This window comes from Actinomycetospora endophytica (assembly GCF_021026375.1).
Lineage (GTDB): Bacteria > Actinomycetota > Actinomycetes > Mycobacteriales > Pseudonocardiaceae > Actinomycetospora > Actinomycetospora endophytica.
In genome coordinates this window covers 456,178-473,391 of record NZ_JAJNDB010000004.1, presented here as the reverse complement: position 1 = coordinate 473,391, position 17,214 = coordinate 456,178, and the positions used below count along the sequence as shown (strand labels likewise).

At 74.0% G+C, this 17,214-nt stretch carries 19 protein-coding genes; 10 read left to right on the top strand and 9 right to left on the bottom strand.

Annotation, left to right across the window (positions count from 1 at the left end):
* Positions 1-23 precede the first annotated feature (23 nt).
* Positions 24-1,490 (bottom strand): APC family permease, encoded by a 1,467-nt coding sequence (locus tag LQ327_RS20435; protein WP_230737118.1) that lies wholly within the window; start codon positions 1,488-1,490, stop codon positions 24-26.
* A gap of 303 nt (positions 1,491-1,793) precedes the next feature.
* Between LQ327_RS20435 and LQ327_RS20430 the strand changes: the two genes are divergently transcribed.
* From LQ327_RS20430 to LQ327_RS20420, 3 genes are read left to right on the top strand one after another with little or no spacing between them, the layout of a single operon-like run.
* Positions 1,794-3,233: an APC family permease gene (locus LQ327_RS20430; protein WP_230737116.1), complete on the top strand. Its 1,440-nt coding sequence runs from the start codon at positions 1,794-1,796 to the stop codon at positions 3,231-3,233.
* Entirely contained in the window at positions 3,230-3,976 is a 747-nt protein-coding gene (locus LQ327_RS20425) for an IclR family transcriptional regulator (protein WP_230737114.1), read from the top strand. Before LQ327_RS20430 ends, LQ327_RS20425 begins: the two co-directional genes overlap by 4 nt.
* Positions 3,977-4,009: 33 nt before the next feature.
* Positions 4,010-5,371 carry an alpha-amylase family protein gene (locus tag LQ327_RS20420; protein WP_230737112.1) on the top strand — a complete coding sequence of 454 codons (1,362 nt, stop codon included), beginning with the start codon at positions 4,010-4,012 and terminating at the stop codon, positions 5,369-5,371.
* 28 nt (positions 5,372-5,399) lie between these two features.
* Here LQ327_RS20420 and LQ327_RS20415 read toward each other — a convergent pair whose 3' ends face one another.
* Genes LQ327_RS20415 through LQ327_RS20390 form a run of 6 tightly spaced genes read right to left on the bottom strand, consistent with a single transcriptional unit; the run spans position 5,400 to position 11,091 of the window.
* Positions 5,400-7,583 (bottom strand): HNH endonuclease signature motif containing protein, encoded by a 2,184-nt coding sequence (locus LQ327_RS20415; protein ID WP_230737110.1) that lies wholly within the window; start codon positions 7,581-7,583, stop codon positions 5,400-5,402.
* Between the two features lie 48 nt (positions 7,584-7,631).
* Positions 7,632-8,231, bottom strand: a complete 600-nt coding sequence (locus tag LQ327_RS20410; protein WP_230737108.1) for a hypothetical protein — start codon at positions 8,229-8,231, stop codon at positions 7,632-7,634.
* A 28-nt stretch (positions 8,232-8,259) separates the two neighbouring features.
* Positions 8,260-8,844 (bottom strand): hypothetical protein, encoded by a 585-nt coding sequence (locus LQ327_RS20405; RefSeq protein ID WP_230737106.1) that lies wholly within the window; start codon positions 8,842-8,844, stop codon positions 8,260-8,262.
* 11 nt (positions 8,845-8,855) lie between these two features.
* Positions 8,856-9,644 (bottom strand): methyltransferase domain-containing protein, encoded by a 789-nt coding sequence (locus LQ327_RS20400; RefSeq protein WP_230737104.1) that lies wholly within the window; start codon positions 9,642-9,644, stop codon positions 8,856-8,858.
* Complete coding sequence (locus LQ327_RS20395) at positions 9,641-10,714, bottom strand: RNA polymerase sigma factor (protein ID WP_230737102.1); 1,074 nt, start codon at positions 10,712-10,714, stop codon at positions 9,641-9,643. The genes LQ327_RS20400 and LQ327_RS20395 overlap by 4 nt, the downstream gene beginning before the upstream one ends.
* Complete coding sequence (locus LQ327_RS20390; RefSeq protein WP_230737099.1) at positions 10,711-11,091, bottom strand: YciI family protein; 381 nt, start codon at positions 11,089-11,091, stop codon at positions 10,711-10,713. Before LQ327_RS20390 ends, LQ327_RS20395 begins: the two co-directional genes overlap by 4 nt.
* A 139-nt stretch (positions 11,092-11,230) precedes the next feature.
* Here LQ327_RS20390 and LQ327_RS20385 point away from each other — a divergent pair, with 139 nt between their 5' ends.
* From LQ327_RS20385 to LQ327_RS20365, 5 genes are all read left to right on the top strand, one after another.
* A complete protein-coding gene (locus tag LQ327_RS20385; protein WP_230737097.1) occupies positions 11,231-11,665 on the top strand; it encodes a DUF5655 domain-containing protein in 435 nt (144 codons plus the stop codon).
* A gap of 120 nt (positions 11,666-11,785) precedes the next feature.
* Positions 11,786-12,736: a Rieske (2Fe-2S) protein gene (locus LQ327_RS20380; RefSeq protein WP_230737096.1), complete on the top strand. Its 951-nt coding sequence runs from the start codon at positions 11,786-11,788 to the stop codon at positions 12,734-12,736.
* Positions 12,737-12,755: 19 nt separating this feature from the next.
* Positions 12,756-13,109: a Rieske (2Fe-2S) protein gene (locus LQ327_RS20375; protein ID WP_230737094.1), complete on the top strand. Its 354-nt coding sequence runs from the start codon at positions 12,756-12,758 to the stop codon at positions 13,107-13,109.
* An 89-nt stretch (positions 13,110-13,198) separates the two neighbouring features.
* Entirely contained in the window at positions 13,199-13,654 is a 456-nt protein-coding gene (locus LQ327_RS20370; RefSeq protein WP_230737091.1) for a BLUF domain-containing protein, read from the top strand.
* Positions 13,655-13,682: 28 nt separating this feature from the next.
* Positions 13,683-14,186 (top strand): hypothetical protein, encoded by a 504-nt coding sequence (locus tag LQ327_RS20365; RefSeq protein ID WP_230737089.1) that lies wholly within the window; start codon positions 13,683-13,685, stop codon positions 14,184-14,186.
* Between the two features lie 26 nt (positions 14,187-14,212).
* On the opposite strand, the gene LQ327_RS20360 is transcribed toward LQ327_RS20365, so the two are convergent.
* The gene (locus tag LQ327_RS20360; RefSeq protein ID WP_230737086.1) at positions 14,213-15,220 is read right to left on the bottom strand and encodes an aldo/keto reductase; all 1,008 of its coding nucleotides are present in this window, start codon (positions 15,218-15,220) and stop codon (positions 14,213-14,215) included.
* A gap of 143 nt (positions 15,221-15,363) precedes the next feature.
* On the opposite strand from LQ327_RS20360, the gene LQ327_RS20355 reads away from it, so the two are divergent.
* Both LQ327_RS20355 and LQ327_RS20350 read left to right on the top strand, forming a co-directional pair.
* Entirely contained in the window at positions 15,364-16,143 is a 780-nt protein-coding gene (locus LQ327_RS20355; RefSeq protein WP_230737084.1) for an SDR family oxidoreductase, read from the top strand.
* Positions 16,144-16,226: 83 nt separating this feature from the next.
* A complete protein-coding gene (locus LQ327_RS20350; protein ID WP_230737083.1) occupies positions 16,227-16,385 on the top strand; it encodes a hypothetical protein in 159 nt (52 codons plus the stop codon).
* Between the two features lie 8 nt (positions 16,386-16,393).
* On the opposite strand, the gene LQ327_RS20345 is transcribed toward LQ327_RS20350, so the two are convergent.
* On the bottom strand, positions 16,394-17,182 hold the full coding sequence (locus LQ327_RS20345; protein ID WP_230737081.1) for an alpha/beta hydrolase: 789 nt from the start codon (positions 17,180-17,182) through the stop codon (positions 16,394-16,396).
* Between the last annotated feature and the right edge of the window lie 32 nt (positions 17,183-17,214).

Genomic DNA, 17,214 nt, shown 5'->3' with positions numbered 1-17,214 from the left:
GCTCCTCTCAGGGGCGATCAGGTTCAGACGGACGGGGCGGCGGCGGGCGGCTGGGCGGTGAGGCCCTCCTCCGCGCCGGGGCCGATCGGGGCGCGCTCCCCGCGGACGAGGGCCAGGACGATCCCGACCGCGGTGACGACGACGAGCAGGCCGCCGATCCCGAGGGCGAGCGCGACCGAGCCGCCGATGAGCGTCGGGAAGTTCACGATCGTCAGGACGAGGCACACGGCCAGGCCCAGGAACCCGAGCGCGGGGGCGATCCGGGTGTGCCAGACACGCCGGTCGACGCCGCTGCGGGCGAAGAACACGATCACCGCGAGACAGGTGAGCACCAGCAGGACCAGCACCCCGAGGGTCGCGGTGCCGGCCGCCCAGGCGAAGACCTGTGCGACCGGGTCCAGGCCGGCCACCACACAGACCGCGATGATCACGAAGGACAGCGCCGTCTGGGCCAGCGAGGCGGCGTGCGGCGAGCCGTGGCGGGCATGGGTGCGGGCGAGCCCGGCGGGCATCCCGCCGTGGTTGCCGAGGGCGTACCAGTAGCGGGCGGCGACGTTGTGGAAGGACAGGATCGCGGCGAAGATGCTGGTCACGAGCAGGACGCTGACGACGTGGCCCGCCAGCGGGCCGAGCCAGTTCTGCACCGTCGTGAGCAGGAAGGTGCCGGGGTTGGCGCCGGCCTCGGCGACGGCGGCGTCGTCGCCCCACGCCGAGACCACGGCCCAGGTGGAGACGGCGTAGAACACGCCGACGATCGCCAGGGCGAGGTAGGTCGCGCGCGGGATGGTGCGCTGCGGGTCGCGGGCCTCGTCGCGGAACACCGCGGTCGCCTCGAAGCCGATGAAGCTCGCGATGGCGAACATGACGGCGATCCCGACGGCGCCGGACGTGATCTGCGTGGGCGAGAGGAACGCCGTCGAGAGGCCCTGGGCACCGCCCCGGGCGGTCACCACGACGTCGAGGACCACCACGATCGCGATCTCCGCGACGAGCAGCACGCCGAGCACCCGGCTCGACAGCTCGATGTGGCGGTAGCCGAGGATCCCGACGAGGGCCATGAGGATGCCGGTCCACACCCACCACGGCAGGCTCGGCCCGCCGAAGCCGGTGACCAGCTCGTCGATCGCCGCGCCGACGTAGCCGTACACCGCCGCCTGGACCGCGGCGTACGTCGCGAGCGCGAGGAAGGCCGCGCCCAGGCCGAGGGGCCGGCCGAGGCCGTGCCGGATGTAGGTGAAGAACGCGCCGGCGTCGGGCACGTGCGGGCTCATCGCGCAGAACCCGACCGCGAAGAAGCCGAGCACCACCGCGCACAGCACGAACATGGCCGGGAACGCCGCGCCGTTGCCGGCGCCGATACCGAGCGGCACCGCGCCGGCGATGACGGTGAGTGGCGCCGCGGCGGCGACGACCATGAACACGATGGATCCGGCGCCGAGTTTTCCGGACAACGTCGAGGCGGGCGCTTCCTTCTCGGAGGCGATGGTCATGGGGGCTCCCGGATGGGGCGGACAGGACCGCGGTCGGATGACGCGGGTCACGTTCCGGGGACCGTTCCGTGCGGGTCAACCCGTCGTTCTCGACGGCGGGAGTGCGATTCCCGCCGTTCTCACCGGACCCCGTAGCGGTTGCGCGCGATTCCCGGAACGGAGAATCGTGGCGCCGAATCCGGGGCCGAGTGGGAAATCGTCGTGCCGGGATTCTCGTTCGGGTCGCCGGGGCGTCGAGGAACGATTCCGTCGGGGCGCCCCGACGCTCTACGGTACGGCGATGCGCAGCCGAGGCGGTCACCGGTGAGGGGCGTGCCGGTGCTGCGCGCCCGCTCGCCGGTGGCCGGTCTGCGGCGGCGCTCGCTCGGCCCGTTCGGGGTGCTCGCCCAGTCCGTGGCGACCACCGCGCCCGCCGGGGCGATGGCCGCCGTCCCGCTGCTGGTCGCCGCCGACGCCGGCCGCGACGCCCCGTGGTCGGTCGCCGTGGCCGCCGTGCTCGTCGGGCTGGTGGTCGCCTGCATCGCGGTGTTCGCCCGGCGGATGGCCGCCGCCGGGGGTCTCTACAGCTTCACGGCGAAGGGGCTCGGCGCGGGCGGCGCGTTCGCCTGCGCGGTGTCCGTCGTCGTGGGCTACGGCCTGCTCGTCGCGGCGGCCCTGGTCGGGGCCTCCTGGTACGCGCGGGCCCTCGTCGAACGGGCCTGGGCGGACGTGGCGGGCGACACCACCCTGATCGGGGTGGCGGTCATCGTCGTCCTCGCGGGCGCGATCGCCGCCTGCGCGGTCCGGGGGATCCGCCTCGCCGGCCGGGTGATGCTGGTGATCGAGGGGTTCTCGATCGCCCTGATCCTCACCGTGCTGGTCGTGCTCGCCGTCCGCTCGGGCGGATCGGGGTCGGCTCCCCCGGTCCCGGACTCGAGCGGGTTCGGCGGGGTGGCCGCCGGGGTGCTGCCCGCGGTCGCCGCCTTCATCGGGTTCGACAGCGCGACCGCTCTCGGCGTCGAGGCCCGCCGCCCGTTCGCGACGGTGCCGCGGGCGGTCTCCGTCACGGCCGTGGGCGCGGCGCTGCTCTACCTCACGGCCACCGTGGTCCACCTGGCCGCGCCCGGGGTGCTGCCGGCGCTCACCGTCGCGGGGACCCTCGGCGGGTCGGGCCCGATCGCGCTCGGGGCGTGGGCGCCGCTGCTGCTCGACGCGGGGATCATCGCGTCCTTCTCGGCGTGCACCCTCGCGGCGCTCAACACCCTGGTGCGCGTGCTGTTCTCGCTCGCCCGAGAGGGGGTGGCGCCGGCCCTGCTCGGGCGCACCCACCGCCGTCACCAGACGCCGGCCGCGGCGGTGGCGGTGACCGTCCCCGTCCTGGCCGCGGCACCCGTCGTCGGGACCCTCGCGGGCGTCCCGCCCCAGGCGCTGCTCGGGGGCCTGCTCGCCGTCAGCGCCGTCGGCTTCCTCGCGGCCTACCTCATGGTCTGCCTGGCCGCGCCGCGCTTCCTCGCCCGCATCGGCGAGCTGACCCGGGGCGTGGTCGTCGTCGCCGGGGTCGCCGTCCCGGCACTCGCCGCCGTCGTCGTGGTCGCGCTCGTGACGGCCACCGGGCCGCTGCTGCCCGTCGTCGTCGGGGCCCTGGTGCTCGCCGGGGTCGTCGGGTGGTTCGGGCTGCGACGGGCGCGGCCCGAGGCGCTGGCCGGGATGGGGGTCTACGACGAGACCACCACGGCCGACGTGCACACCGGCTCGGCCCGATGAGTCCGGCCGAGGCCGGGTCGATCGGCGGCCGCCAGCCCCAGGCGGTCCGCAGCGCGCTGGCCGTGCTGGAGGTGGTGGCCGCGGCGGGCGTCGGGGTCACCGCGAAGGAGATCTCGACCGAGCTGCGGATCCCGCCCGCGACGACCTACCGGCTGCTCAACCTCCTCGTCGCCGAGGAGTACCTGGTGCGCCTCCCCGACCTGCGGGGGTTCGCGCTCGGACGGCGAGCCGCGAACCTCGCACCGGCGCCGTTGGCGATCCCGACGGCGGCCCGCACCGTCATGGACGCGCTGCGCGGCCGGGTGCGCTGGGGAGCGCATCTCGCCGGTTTCGTCGGGCACCGGATCGTCTTCCTCGACCCGGACCCCGACCACCCGCCTGCCGACCCCGAGGAGCTCACCCGTCACCCGCACGCCACGGCGCTCGGCCGGCTGCTGCTCGCCGAGCACGAGGAGCACCTCCCGCACGGCTCCCTGACGCGCCTGACCCCGGCCACCCTCGTGGACCGCACCGAGCTCCGGCTGCGCCTCGCGGAGATCGCCCAGACCGGCGTGGCCCGGCAGTGCGGCGAGTTCCGGGCCGACTACGGCTGCCTGGCCGTCGGGGTCCGGGCGCCCGGAGACGACCGGCTCGTCGCCGGGCTGGCGCTGACCGGGGCCGCCGCGCGGGTCGCGACGGCCGGTGACGAGATCGTCGAGGTGCTGCGGGCGCACGCGGCCGAGCTCGCGCCGCTGCTGGCCTGACGGCGACGCGGCTCCCGTAGGGTCGCCGCCACCATGACTCCCCCCTGGGTGCGGCACGCGCTGTTCTGGCACATCTACCCGCTGGGGTTCCTGGGAGCGGAGGCCTCCCGCGCCGAGGTGTCCGACGTCCGGCACCGGCTGCCGGCGCTCGAGCCGTGGCTCGACCACGCCGTCGAGCTCGGCGCCTCCGGGGTGCTCCTCGGGCCGGTGTTCGAATCCGTCGGCCACGGCTACGAGACCACCGACCACTTCACCGTCGATCCGCGCCTCGGCGACGAGGACGATCTGGTCGCGCTGTTCGCCGCGGCCCGTTCGCGGGGTCTGCGCGTCGTGCTCGACGGGGTGTTCAACCACGTCGGCGAGGACTTCGCGGTGTTCCGGCGGGCTCTCGCGGGTGGGCCCGCGTCGCCGGAGGCGTCGTGGTTCCGGCTGCACTGGCCCGACCCCGCCGCGCCCGACGGCGGCGGCACCCCCACCCACGACGCGTTCGAGGGCCACCAGGCACTCGTCGCCCTGAACCACGACGAGCCGGCCGTCGCCGACCACGTGGCTCGCGTCATGGATTACTGGCTCTCTCGGGGAGCGGACGGCTGGCGCCTCGACGCCGCCTACGCCGTGCCGCCCGCGTTCTGGGCCCCGGTGCTCGCGCGGGTCCGGGAGCGGCACTCGGACGTCTACGTCGTCGGCGAGACCATCCACGGCGACTATGCGCGGATCGTCGCCGACTCCGGGATGGACGCCGTCACCCAGTACGAACTCTGGAAGGCGATCTGGAGCTCGCTCAACGACGGCAACTTCCACGAGCTCGCGCACGCGCTGGGCCGGCACGGGGAGTTCCTGCGTCATTTCGTCCCGCTCACGTTCGTCGGGAACCACGACGTCACCCGGATCGCGAGCCGCCTCGACGACGAGCGCCACCTCGACCACGCCCTCGCCGTGCTGTTCACCGTCGCCGGGACGCCGTGCGTCTACGCCGGCGACGACCACGGCTTCCGCGGGGTCAAGGAGGAGCGCGAGGGCGGCGACGACGACGTCCGCCCGACCTTCCCGGCGAGCCCGGACGAGCTCAGCCCGCTGGGCCTCGACGTCTTCCACCGCCATCAGGAGCTGATCTCGGTCCGGCGCCGTCACCCGTGGCTGCACGACGCCCGCACCGAGGTGCTCGACGTCTCGGACCGGTTCGTCGTGCTGTGCTCCCGCCCGGCCGACGGCGAGGACGACGGCGTGGTGGTGCTGCTCAGCGTCGACGACACCGAGCGATCCTGGGGGCTCCCCGCGGGCGTGCCGACCACCGGAGACGGCCCGGCGCAGATCCTCGCCGGCGAGGCGTCGCTCGACGACGGCGGCCGGACGGTGGTCGTGCCGCCGCACGGCTGGGCCGTGGTCGGTCCCTGAGGTCGTTCCTCGGGTTCAGAAGTGGCGGTCAGAAGTCGGGGTCGTCGTCGTAGCGGCTGGGTGGCTCCCCCTCTTGTTCGCGATGGCGGGCGGCCATGGCGTCGGCGGTCCGGCGGGCGGGCTCGGTGATGTAGCCGTGTCGGTTCCGCTTGGGGGTGTACGGAGCCGGAGCCCGCGGCGCCGGGGCGTAGAGGTCGACGGGCAGGGTGAACGGGCTCCCGTCGGTCGGGGGTAGGGGGTCGGGCAACGGGTCGTAGATCTCGGGGGTCCTGGTGTGGTGGGTGCCGGTGGGGCTGGTCCAGACGAACACGCCTGGTTCGGGTTGTTCGAGGGTCCAGCCGGAGTCGGGGTCGTGTTTGAACAGGTGATCGCCCTGGCAGAGCGGGCCGAGGTCATCAGCGGTGCTCAGGCCGCCGTCGTCCCAGGCCAGGGTGTGATCGAGGTCGGCGCCGACGGCTTGGTGGTCACAGCCGATGCCGCGGCAGGTGCGGTCGCGGGCCACGACCCAGCGGGCCAGTTCGGCGCCGGGGCGGCGGCGGTGGGCGTCGGCGGTGGTGACCGCCGGGTGCTCCTCGGGTGGGCGGGCGCGCGCCTGCGCCAGCGCGCGGGTGGCGCGGTCGAGCAGGGTGATCGCGTCCGCGCCGATGAGCCCGCCGACCCCGACACCGCCGAGTCCGCGGCCGGCGGCGAGGTCGTCGAGTTCGTGGGTGTGGGCGGTGAGTTCGACGACGTGGCGTCGTCGCCGGCCGCCTGCTCCTGGGGGCCCGCAGCTCGGTGGTCGCACGGTCAGTAAGTACTCGAGGTGGCCGTGATCGTCGTAGAGGTGGACTCGCCAGGTGGTGTCGGTGCGGTCCCAGGCCAACTGCCGGGCGGTAGAGCAGCACACCGTGCCCTGGCCGGGGATCTCGCCGGGGCGACGGTCCAGGCCCAGCACGGTGCGCAGCCCGAGCCGGATCGCGGTGCGCGCCCGGAACGGCACCGCCCGCGGCGCTGATCCGCCGGCGCCGTCGACTGCGGCCGCGTCGTCAAGATCGTTATCGTGAGGGGCCCAGGGATCGTCGGAGCCGCCGCTTCCGGCGTCGTCGTCGGGTGGTCGTCCGTCGGGTGCGGGCTCGCCGGGGTCGGGCTCGCCGCCGGCACCGTCACCGTCCTCGGCCGCGGCGTCGGAGTCATCTCCGAGCCGGGCGTCGGTTCCGTCGTCGAGAGGGTCGTCGTCGGATCGGTCGCCGCCGGGACCCTCGTCAGGTGCGGCGTCGCCGCCCTCGGGCCCCGGGCCGCGGTCCGGAGTGCCAGGAGCAGGGCCGCCGTCGTCGGGGCCGGTGCCGGGGTCGGTGAAGCGGGCCAGCACGAGTTCGATGACGTCGTCGTCCCACAGCCCGGCGCCGTCCGGGCCGGTCAGCACCAGCAGCACCTCGGAGCGGATCACGCCGTGCCCGGCGTCCCGCCCCAGCGCCCGCAGCCGGTCGTGCACCACATCGCCGAGCGCCACGATCCGGTCGTAGGCGTCCTGCGCCGGCTCCGGCGGCAAATCCACCCCGGACAGCTCCGCCGACCCCGACGGCGCCGCCCGCAACGACACCCGCCGCCGCGCGATCGCCGCCGCCTTACGGGCCTCGGCCCAGCCCGGATCGACCGCCTTCGCGGTGGCCTCCGCCCGCTCCCGCAACCGGCCGTGAGGCAACTCCAGCGCCCGGCCCAACAGCCGGTCGATCACCTCCCGGGCCTGCGCATCGTCGAGCTCGGCGACCGTCGACACCAGAATCTCGGCCTTCGACTCCTCCAGCCGACCCGTCCGCATCTGCTCGCCCAGCGCGGGCAGCCGCACCAGGATCTGACGCGCGAACTCGATCTTCGCCGCGCCCCGCTGCTCCGACCACCCCAACGACCCCGCCGGGATCTTCCCCGGCCGCGCCCGCCCGGTCACCCGCTCGGTGGTGCCCGCCGCCGCCCGCGCCGCCTCCCAGATCCAGCGGTAGCGCCGCCACGCCGCGCGGTTGTCCGCCCGGAACGCCGCCACCATCGCGGCCTCGGCCCACTGCCCCGGCACCGCCGCCGGATCCACCGCCACCAGCCACGCCTCGGGCAACTCGTCGCAGAACACGGCGTCCTCGAGCGGGCAGCACTCCTCGGCCGACACCCCGGCCGGCGCGCCCCACCCGTCGTCGTCGAACCCGGCGTCCCCGACACCGGAATCGACCACCCTCACCGTCATACCCGGCAAGCTAGACCGAGGGTCTGACAGTCACCCTCCGTCGACGACTCAGTTCGGAGTGGAGGACAGGTCGGGGTTGTCGTTCTCCACCACGGGAGCGCCGTTGCGGCTGGCGGAGTTCTCGGCCGACGTGATCGTCGAGTCGACCCCGCTCAGGCCGCTCGCGTCGCCGCCCTTGAGCTTGTCGACGGCGCCCTGGACGTCGTTCCCGATCGACGCGAGCGGCGCGGCGATCGCCTTGCACAGCGTGGGATCGGCCTTGACGTCCTCGCTGGCGAGCCGCACCTCGCGCTTCACGAACAGCGCCGCCAGCCCGCCCTTGATGAACGCGCCGACCCTGCCCGAGGCGCCCTTCCCGAACGTCCCGGCCTGGTAGGGCTTCCAGAGGTACCGGTGGAACGCGCCGAACGCGAGTCCGGCGTGCAGCAGGAACTTCGACTTCGCGAACGACGTCGTGGCGGTCGCGGGACAGGTGCTGTCGACCGGCGCCGCGTCCGACGAGCTCTGCGGCGGGTCCGACGGGACGGCGCTCGACGACGCCCCCGACGACGAGGCCGACGAGCCGGTCGAGGACGCCGGACCACAGCCGACGAGCGCCAGCAGCGGCAGCATCAGCACCACGACGGCTCGTGCCACACGGATACCCACGCCGCGAGTGTGGCGGGTAACGGGCTCCTCAAGACCTCCGGGCGGGGTCGTCGGACTCGTCGGACGTCTCGGTGTCACGGGCCGCCCCGGTGACGCGGGCGAGCGCGCCGAGCAGCGACGGGTTGTCGGCCCCCGCGAACTCCCAGGCCCGGGCGATGCCGAGCGCGAACAGGATGATCACGATGATCGCCAGGCTGTCGACCTGCGACGCGTCGCCGGGGTTCGCCTCCAGCGCCAGCCCGTCATGGACCTGGAACGCGTAGAGCACTCCCTGCCCGACGACGAGCATCACGCCCCGGACCAGCGGCCACTGCCGGTCCCGGCCCTGCGCCAGGAGCAGCACCAGCAGGATCAGCATGGACGCGAGCCCGGCGATGCCCAGCGCCAGTGCCACTCCCCCGAGGTCGATCCGCGGCCGCAGCGCCAGCAGCGAGAGGAAGAGCGTGTTGAGGAACGCCGACAGCGCCGCGACGGCGCGCAACCGCAGGGTGATGTGGGCGCTGCGCGAGGCGCCGGTGGGCCGCACCGAGATCGCCACGAATAGCAGCCCGATCAGGGCTCCGGCCACGGTCGCGGTGGCGACGAAGAACTCCGAGTAGTCGTCGGGAACCACGTCGAGGAACCCTAGACCCGGCCCCAGGCGGTGATCATCGGTGAGGTCGCGAGATCCGGGACACGCCCGGCCGCGATGTTCGCCAGGTGCTCGTCGATCTCGGCCCCGGTCGCGACGCCCCCGTCGACCAGGCGGCCCCGGATCTGCTCGACGGTGGCGACCTCCAACGCCGTGCACGCCGGTCCGGTGATCGGGAAGTAGGCGTCGGCCCCGACGTCGTGCAGACCCTGATCACGCAGCAGGCGGGGCAGCGTGCGGCCGAACGCCAGGTCGGCGTCGCGGCCGGCCATCAACGCCCGGAAGCCGCGGCGCAGCCGGTTCGCCAGCTCCTGCTCCGGCCCGGACTCGTCGGGGCACAGCAGCGGCTGCAGGCCGGGGTCGGCGTCCTCGAGCACCAGCCACCCGCCCGGGCGCAGCGCAGCGACCATCGACGCGAGCGCGCGCTCGCGCTGGGGGACGTGGGTGAGCACGAGGCGAGCGTGCACCAGGTCGAGCCCGGTCCCGGGCGGGTCGTCGGACCCGACGTCGTGCCGTCGGACCTGGACCCCGGAGAGACCGTCCAGCCACGACGTGTCGATGTCGGTGGCGATCACCTGCCCCGCCGGTCCGACCCGCTCGGCCAGCCACGCCGGCACGCTCACTCCGCCGGCCCCGACCTCCCAGCAGCGCCACCCGGGCCCGACGCCGAGCCGGTCGAGGTGCCGGAACGTGGAGGGGTCGAAGAGCTCGGCCAGCGCGGTGAAGCGCGTGCCGGCCTGGGACTGCCGGTTGTCGAGGAGGTAGCCCTCGTCGGAGGTCACCCCACGATCCTGCGCCCGGTCCCGGACTCCAGCCGGGCCGCCCGGCCCTCGAGGTAGCGCTGCTCGGCCTGGTTGAGCGCCGCGCGCGCCGCCCGCCGGTAGTGGTCGCGGGCGCCGGGCCGGTCGCCGAGACGTTCGAGGAGGTGGGCCCGCACGGCGTCGGGTCGGTGGCTGCGGCGCAGCCGGGGGTCGTCGGCCACCGAGTCGAGCACCGCGAGGCCCGCCCGCGGACCGTCGGCCATCCCGACGGCGACCGCCCGGTTGAGCGTGACGACGGGGTTGTCCGACCGCCGGTCGAGCAGCCCGTAGAGGACGACGATCTGCGCCCAGTCGGTCTCGTCGTCCGAGGCCGCCTCGGCGTGCACCGCGGCGATCGCCGCCTGGAGCTGGTACGGACCGAGGGGCGCGGTCGCGAGGGCGTGCTCGAGGAGCGCGGTCGCCTCGGCGATCGTGGCACGGTCCCAGCGGCCGCGGTCCTGCTCGGCGAGCGTCACGAGGCTCCCGTCCTCGCCGGTGCGGGCGTCGCGGTCGGCGGGGTCATTGCCGGGCAGGCTGAAGGACGCCCCGGCGGCACTGATCGTCGCCTTCGCCCGGCTGATCCGCTGGGCCATCGTCGTCTCCGGGACGAGGAACGCCCGCGCGATCTCCGCGGTCGTCAGGCCGCCGACCGCCCGCAGGGTCAGCGCGATCCGGCTCGGCTCCGAGAGCGACGGGTGGGTGCACAGGAGCAGCAGCTCGAGGGTGTCGTCGGCGGCCGGGTCGCCGGAGCCGGAGAGCGCCTCGACGTCCGCGGGCGGCGCCGCCGACGGGCCGATGACGGCCTCCTCGCGGGACCGACGGGCGGCGTCGCTACGCCACTCGTCGGTGAGCCGTCGCCCGGCGACGCTCACCAGCCAGGCGACGGGCTCGTCGGGCAGGCCGTGCCGCGGCCAGGACGTGGCGGCGGCGAGCAGGGCCTCCTGCACCGCGTCCTCGCAGCGGGCGAACCCGCCGTGGCGGCGGACCAGCGCACCGAGGACCTGCGGCGCGCACCGGCGCAGCAGGTCCTCGGTGTCGGGATCGAGCCTCACGGGGTGTCCGGCTCCGCGAGCCCGTACCCCGCGGTGAAGACCACCGGGCGGACCTCCACGGGCAGCCGGTCGGTCCCGGGGATCATCGCCGCCAGCTCGTACGCGCGCTCCGAGCTCTCGCAGTCGACCACGTAGAAGCCGCCCATGTACTCCTTCGACTCCAGGAACGGTCCGTCGGTCACGGTCGCCGCGCCCGGCCGCCCCCGGACGACGGCGCTCTGGGACGGATCGGCCAGGGCGTGGGTGCCGACCATCTCGCCGGTGGCGGTGATCGTCTCCATGAACCCCTCCTGGCCCCCGGCGATCTCGGCGCGCTCCTCGTCCGACAGCGACTCCCAGGTCTCCGGGTTCAACTGGATGATCAGCAGGTACTTCACGGTTCCTCCTCGGACGGTTCCGGTGCCCGCTGCTCGAGCGCCGTTCGCGAGCAGTACGGAGCCGGCCTCCCGCCGCTCGACATCCTCGTCGTGTGACCGGCGTCACCGCACTGTGACGCGGCCGGAGGACGCTGGCGCCATGGCCGCCGGGATGTGGCACTGCCCCGCCTGCGGCCGGACGTTCGCCCAGCGCCGTCAGACCCACACCTGCCGTCCGCTGGGGAACGTCGACGACCACTTCACGGGCTCCGCGCCCGAGGTGCGGGCCACGTTCGACCGCATCGTCGAGATGGTCTCCGCCCTCGGACCGGTCGAGGTGCTCGCGGAGCGGACCCGCCTCGCACTGCACGCGCGGATGAGCTTCGCGGCGCTGATGCCGCGACGCCGGTGGCTCGACGGGCACCTCGTCCTCGCACGCGAGATCAGCAGTCCACGCTTCCGGAAGATCGAAATCTACTCCCCGCGCAACGTGCTGCACGCCTTCCGGCTCACCGGTCCCGGCGATGTGGATGATCAATTCCGGGAATGGCTCGCGGAGGCGTACGAGGTCGGTCGGCAACATCATCATCGCTGACACCGGGAATGCGACATACCGGTACGGCCGCACAATTGCCGCACCGTCTATGGCGCGCATCACACGAGAGGTGAGATCATCCGTCCGGCCGCGAGAGGCGAGGCGGAGCGGGAGTCGTGGATGACGAGCACTGACCAGGAGTCCGGTCCGACGGTGCCCCTCGCCCGACGGTTGACCACCTGGCATCAGGACGCGTTCGCGGCGATGCAGCGGTGGTCGTGGCTGTCGGACCTGACCGACCGGACGACGGCCGTGGTGGATCCGGTCTACGACCGCTACCGCAGCACCCTCGCCGTCGAACTGATGCACGGTGGTCGCTGGGTCGGGCACTCGCTGCACCCGGCGCTCTCCGACCTCCCGATCGGCCTGTGGTCGAGCGTCTTCGTCCTCGACCTCGCCGGGGAGGACGCGCCCGCGAACGGCCGCCGGATGGGGCCCGCCGCCACGCTGAGCGCCGCCGGTCTGGTGGCCGCCGCCGCCACCGCCGCCACCGGGGTCGCCGACTGGAACGTCAGCGACGGCGAGGACCGCAAGGTCGGTCTGTTCCACGGACTGCTCAACGCCGCGGGCACGCTGCTGCAGGGCGCCTCGCTCGCCGCGCGGGTCTCGGGGCGCCGCGGCACGGCCCGCACGCTCGGCGCCGGCAGTCTCGCCGTCACCGCCGCCGCGGGCTTCGTCGGCGGGCACCTGGTGCAGGGCCGCGCCGTCATGGTCAACCGGGTCGCGACGACGACGGGGCCCACCCGCTGGGTGCGCGCGGTCGAGGACGGCGACCTCCCCGAGGACACCCCGGTGGGGTGCGAGGTCGAGGGCCGCCAGGTGCTGCTGTTCCGGCACGACGGCGAGGTCCACGCACTCGACGACCTGTGCAGCCACGCGGGCGCGCTGCTGCACCGCGGCGAGGTCGAGGGCTGCTCGATCGTCTGCCCGCTGCACATGTCCGCCTTCGACCTGCGCGACGGCTCGATCGTGCGCGGACCCGCCCACCACCCGCAGCCGGTGCTCCCGGCCCGGGTCCGCAACGGCTGGATCGAGGTCCGGGGCAGCCAGCCCCGCTCGCGGCGCAAGTGAACTCCGAGAGGAACCCATCATGGCTTGGGAAGCAGTGGCCGACCTCGACCAGCTCGAGGAGGGCGACATGATGCTCGTGGACATGGGCGAGCCGATCTGCGTCGTCCGCCTCTACGAGGACGAGGCGGTCGCCGTGCACAACACGTGCACCCACCAGCAGCAGCCGCTCAACGAGGGCTACCTGCAGGAGGACGACTCCCTCATCTGTCCCGCCCACAACTCCCGGTTCGACCTGCACAGCGGCATCCCGACCGGGGTGCCCGCCGTCGACCCGATCCCGGTCTACGCCTGCAAGATCGAGGACGGGGCCATTTGGGTGGACGTCGAGCAGCAGCTGAACGACGCCGCGATCCCGCACAAGCCCTTCCACTGACCCCGTCCGTGCCCGGATGTGATCACGGTCATATCCGGTTACGGTCGTGCCGGCACACCGAATCCGCGACGACGAGGGAGTCCGACGACATGGCCGACGACAGCGGGCCGGTGTTCCGCCTGGTCTACCGCAGCCACCTCCGCATCCCGTCACACCAGGTCAAGGCCGAGCTCGGCGCGATCTTCAGCCGGGCGCGCTCGAACAACAAGCGCGAGGGCATCACCGGGGCGCTGCTGGTGTGGGGTGACCACGTCGTCCAGACGCTCGAGGGCGAGGAGACCGCCGTCCGCGGGCTCTACGACACGATCCACCGCGACGCCCGGCACGAGCAGGTCACGATCCTCGAGACGGTGCCGGAGACCGAGCGGGTCTTCGGGCGTTGGTCGATGGCGCGGGTCGGCGACGAGGACGAGCCCGACATCCCGCTGCTGATGGACCGCGACAAGGGCGGCATCACCCCGGCCCAGCGCCGTGCCACCACCACGGAGCAGGACGCCGTCCTCGATGCGATGCGCGACCACGTGCGGGGCGCCCAGCCGGCGTGAGGGCCCCCGCGCCCTAGCATCGCGAGATATGCCCGAGGAGCCGCCCTCCGAGCACGTCGCCGCGATCCTGCGCGAGCGCGTCTACGGGAGCATCACGTTCCTGTCCACGCTGCTCGTGCTGACGAGCTCCCTCGACGAGACCGGCTCGCGGTGGAGTCCGGCCATCGACCTCGCGGTCACGGCGGCCGGGCTGTGGGCGGCGAGCGTGTTCGCCGAGTACTTCGCGATGGTGGCCACCCGCGACGCCGATGACGACGACGCGGCCGGCTACCGCATGCACCTGCGCGCGACCGCCCAGATCCTCGAGGCGGCCGTCCTCCCGCTGCTGCTGCTCGTCGCCGGCGGTCTCGGGCTGCTGCCGGTCCGGACCGCGGCGTGGATCGGCATCTGGGTGCTCGTGGTGTCGATGGCGCTCATCGCCCTGCTGGCGGTGCGCCGGACCGGGCTGCCGTGGTGGAAGCGACTGGTGCTGATCCTCGCGCTCGTCGTCCTGGCGCTGCTCGTCGTCGGCCTCAAGTCGATCGACCACTGACGCCTCGATCGACCACTGACGCCGGCTCACGGATCGACCAACGCCCCCGCCTCGCCGAACACGAAGCCCTGCATGTCGCGGATGAAGTCGTGCGGGAAGCCGACCTCGAACCCCGTCGCGTCGTCGAGCCGCTTCAGCGCGTCGTCGGGCAGCACGAGGTCCAGCGCGCCGAGGTTCTCCATCAGCTGCTCGAGCCGCCGGGCACCCAGGATCGGATGCACCGACCGGGACCGGGCGGTCGTCCAGGCCAGCGCCACGTGGGCCGGCGCCACCCCCAGTCCGTCGGCCACCTCCTGGACGACCCGCGCGACGGAGAGGTCGTGCTCGCTCACCGAACCCGCCGGGATCCGCGACGTCCCGTTCCCGGCCCGGAGGAGACCCCCGGAGAGCACTCCCCCACCGAGCGGCGACCACGCGGCCACGCTCATCCCGAGGGCCTCGGCGGCAGGCAGCAGGTCGCGCTCGGCGTCGCGGGAGAGCAGGCCGTAGCGGGCCTGGAGAGCCACGAACGGCGTACGGTCCCGGCACTCGGCGAGGGTGTTCGCGCGGGCGACCACCCACGCGGGGGTGTCGGAGATGCCGAGGTGGAGCACCTTGCCGTCGCGGACGGCGTCGTCGAGGGCCCGCATCGTCTCCTCGAGCGGCGTGAGGTGGTCCCAGAGGTGCACGTAGTAGAGGTCGATGTGGTCGGTGCGGAGCCGCCGCAGGCTGGTCTCCAGCGAGAGCCGCAGGTTCTTGCGGTGGCTCCCGGCCGCGTTGGGGTCGGAGCCGTCCCGGGTGACCCCGTACTTGGTGGCGACGACGAAGCGGTCGCGACGCCCGGCGAGGACCTCACCGACGATCTCCTCGCTCGCGCCGTCCCGGTAGTTGATCGCGGTGTCGACGACGTTGCCGCCCGCGTCGGCATAGGCGTCGACGATCCGCCGGGCCTCGTCGCGCCCGGCGCCGTGGACGAAGTCGTCGGCGAACGTCATCGCGCCCAGGAAGAGCTGGGAGACCCGCAGCCCGCTGCGGCCGAGGAGTCGGTAGCGCATGACCGAGAGCGTGCGCGGGGCCCGGCGGCCTGTCGTGGACGTTCCGTGTACGGATCGGTGAGGTGCAGTCGACTGACCGAAGCGACCGCACCCGCCGTGCGGGTCCACTGACCCCGACGCGACAGGCGCTGGAGGGACGGCGGATGGATCTCGAACTCGACGGTGCGGTGGCGGTGGTGACCGGCGCGAGCCGCGGCATCGGGCTGGCGGTGACCCGAGCCCTGGTCGACGAGGGCGCCCACGTCGTCGCGGGGGCCCGCACCGCTTCGGCCGAGCTCACGACGCTGGCCGCGAAGGGCCTCGTCGACGTGGTCCCGGTCGATCTCGGCACCCCGGACGGCCCGGCGGCCCTCGTCGACGCCGCCGGGGGACGCGTCGACGTCCTGGTCAACAACGTCGGCGCGGTCCACCCACGGCTCGGCGGGTTCCTCGAGGTCACCGACGAGCAGTGGCTGGACTCCCTGACGCTGAACCTCATGGCCGCCGTCCGCGCGATGCGGGCCGTGCTCCCGACGATGCTCGCCGCCGGCCGCGGCGCGATCGTCACCGTCGGCTCGGTGAACGCGTTCCTCCCCGACCCCGCGGTGATCGACTACGGGGCGGCCAAGGCGGCGCTCGACAACGTCTGCAAGGCGGTCTCGAAGGAGGTCGGGCCCCGCGGGGTCCGGGTGACCTGGGTCGACCCCGGCCCGGTCGCCACCGACCTGTGGCTCGGCGCGGGTGGCGTCGCCGACACCGTCGCCGGGGCCGCCGGGCAGTCCCCCGACGACGTCGCGTCGGCGGCGGTCGCCGGCACCGCGACCGGCCGGTTCACCCGGCCCGAGGAGGTCGCGGCCCTCGTCGTGCTGCTGGCGAGCGGGCGCGCGGGCAACGTCACCGGGACCGGGATCACCGTCGACGGCGGACTGGTCGCCACGTTGTGAGCACGGTTCGTCCCGACGGCGCCTTGTCCCCGGCCGCCGCGGGGACCACCGTCTCCAGGGACCCGGAACGAGAGGACCGCGCCATGACCGGACCGAACGACGCGCCGCTGGCCCCCAGCGCGCCCGCGGCGCCCTCCGACGACCACCAGGAGGCGGCCGAGATCGCCGCCTACCTCGCGGCGGAGGGCGTCGCGAACGACTACCACCCGCACGACGTCCCGCCGGACCACCTGCCGGACTGAGAGGTCAGCTACAGCCCCTGCGCGCGGAGCCACGTCAGCGCGTCGCGGGCCACGTCGGCGCAGCCGTGGTCGATGGTCAGCGAGTGCGCGCGGTCGTCGAACTCGTGCAGGTCGGTGATCGCCCCGGAGTCCCGGTACTTCTTGTACTCCGCCTTCGTGATCGCCTCCGGGACCGTCTTGTCCTGGCCGCCCATCACCAGCAGCAGCGGCCCGCGGTCGGCGTTGCGGGTGGCCACGGTCGCCGGCGAGTGCGGCGAGAAGTTGGCCGCGGCGGCCTCGAACAGCGGCTTGCCCGGTGAGGGGATGGCCCAGGCGTCGTACAGCTGCTGCGACTCCTCCTCCGGGACCGCCCCGGCGAACGCGTACCGGAACTGCTCGGCGGTGAGCGACACCGCGTGATGCTTGTTCGACGGGTTCCGGAAGACCGGGAACGTGGCGTGCAGTGACGACAGCGGCAGCGGCAGCACGCCCTTGAACTGCGCCGCGTCGATGGCCACCGCGGCGGCGGCGAGCCCGTCGCCGAGCAGCTTCTGCGCGAACATCCCGCCGAAGGAGTGCCCGACGAGGATCGGCTTGGACGGCAGCGCGGCGATCAGCTTCGCGTGGTGGTCGACGATGTCGTCGATCCCGGCGTCGGCCACCGCGTCGGGGTTCGCGCGCGCCTCCTCGACCGTCGCCGGCTCACCGGGCCAGCCGGCGGCATGCGGTTCGTAGCCCTCGGCGGCGAACAGCTCCATCCAGGGCGCCCAGGACGTCTGGTGCAGCCACAGGCCGTGGATGAACAGCACGGGGGTCATCGGCTCTCGTTCCTCTCGTCAGGACCGGTCTC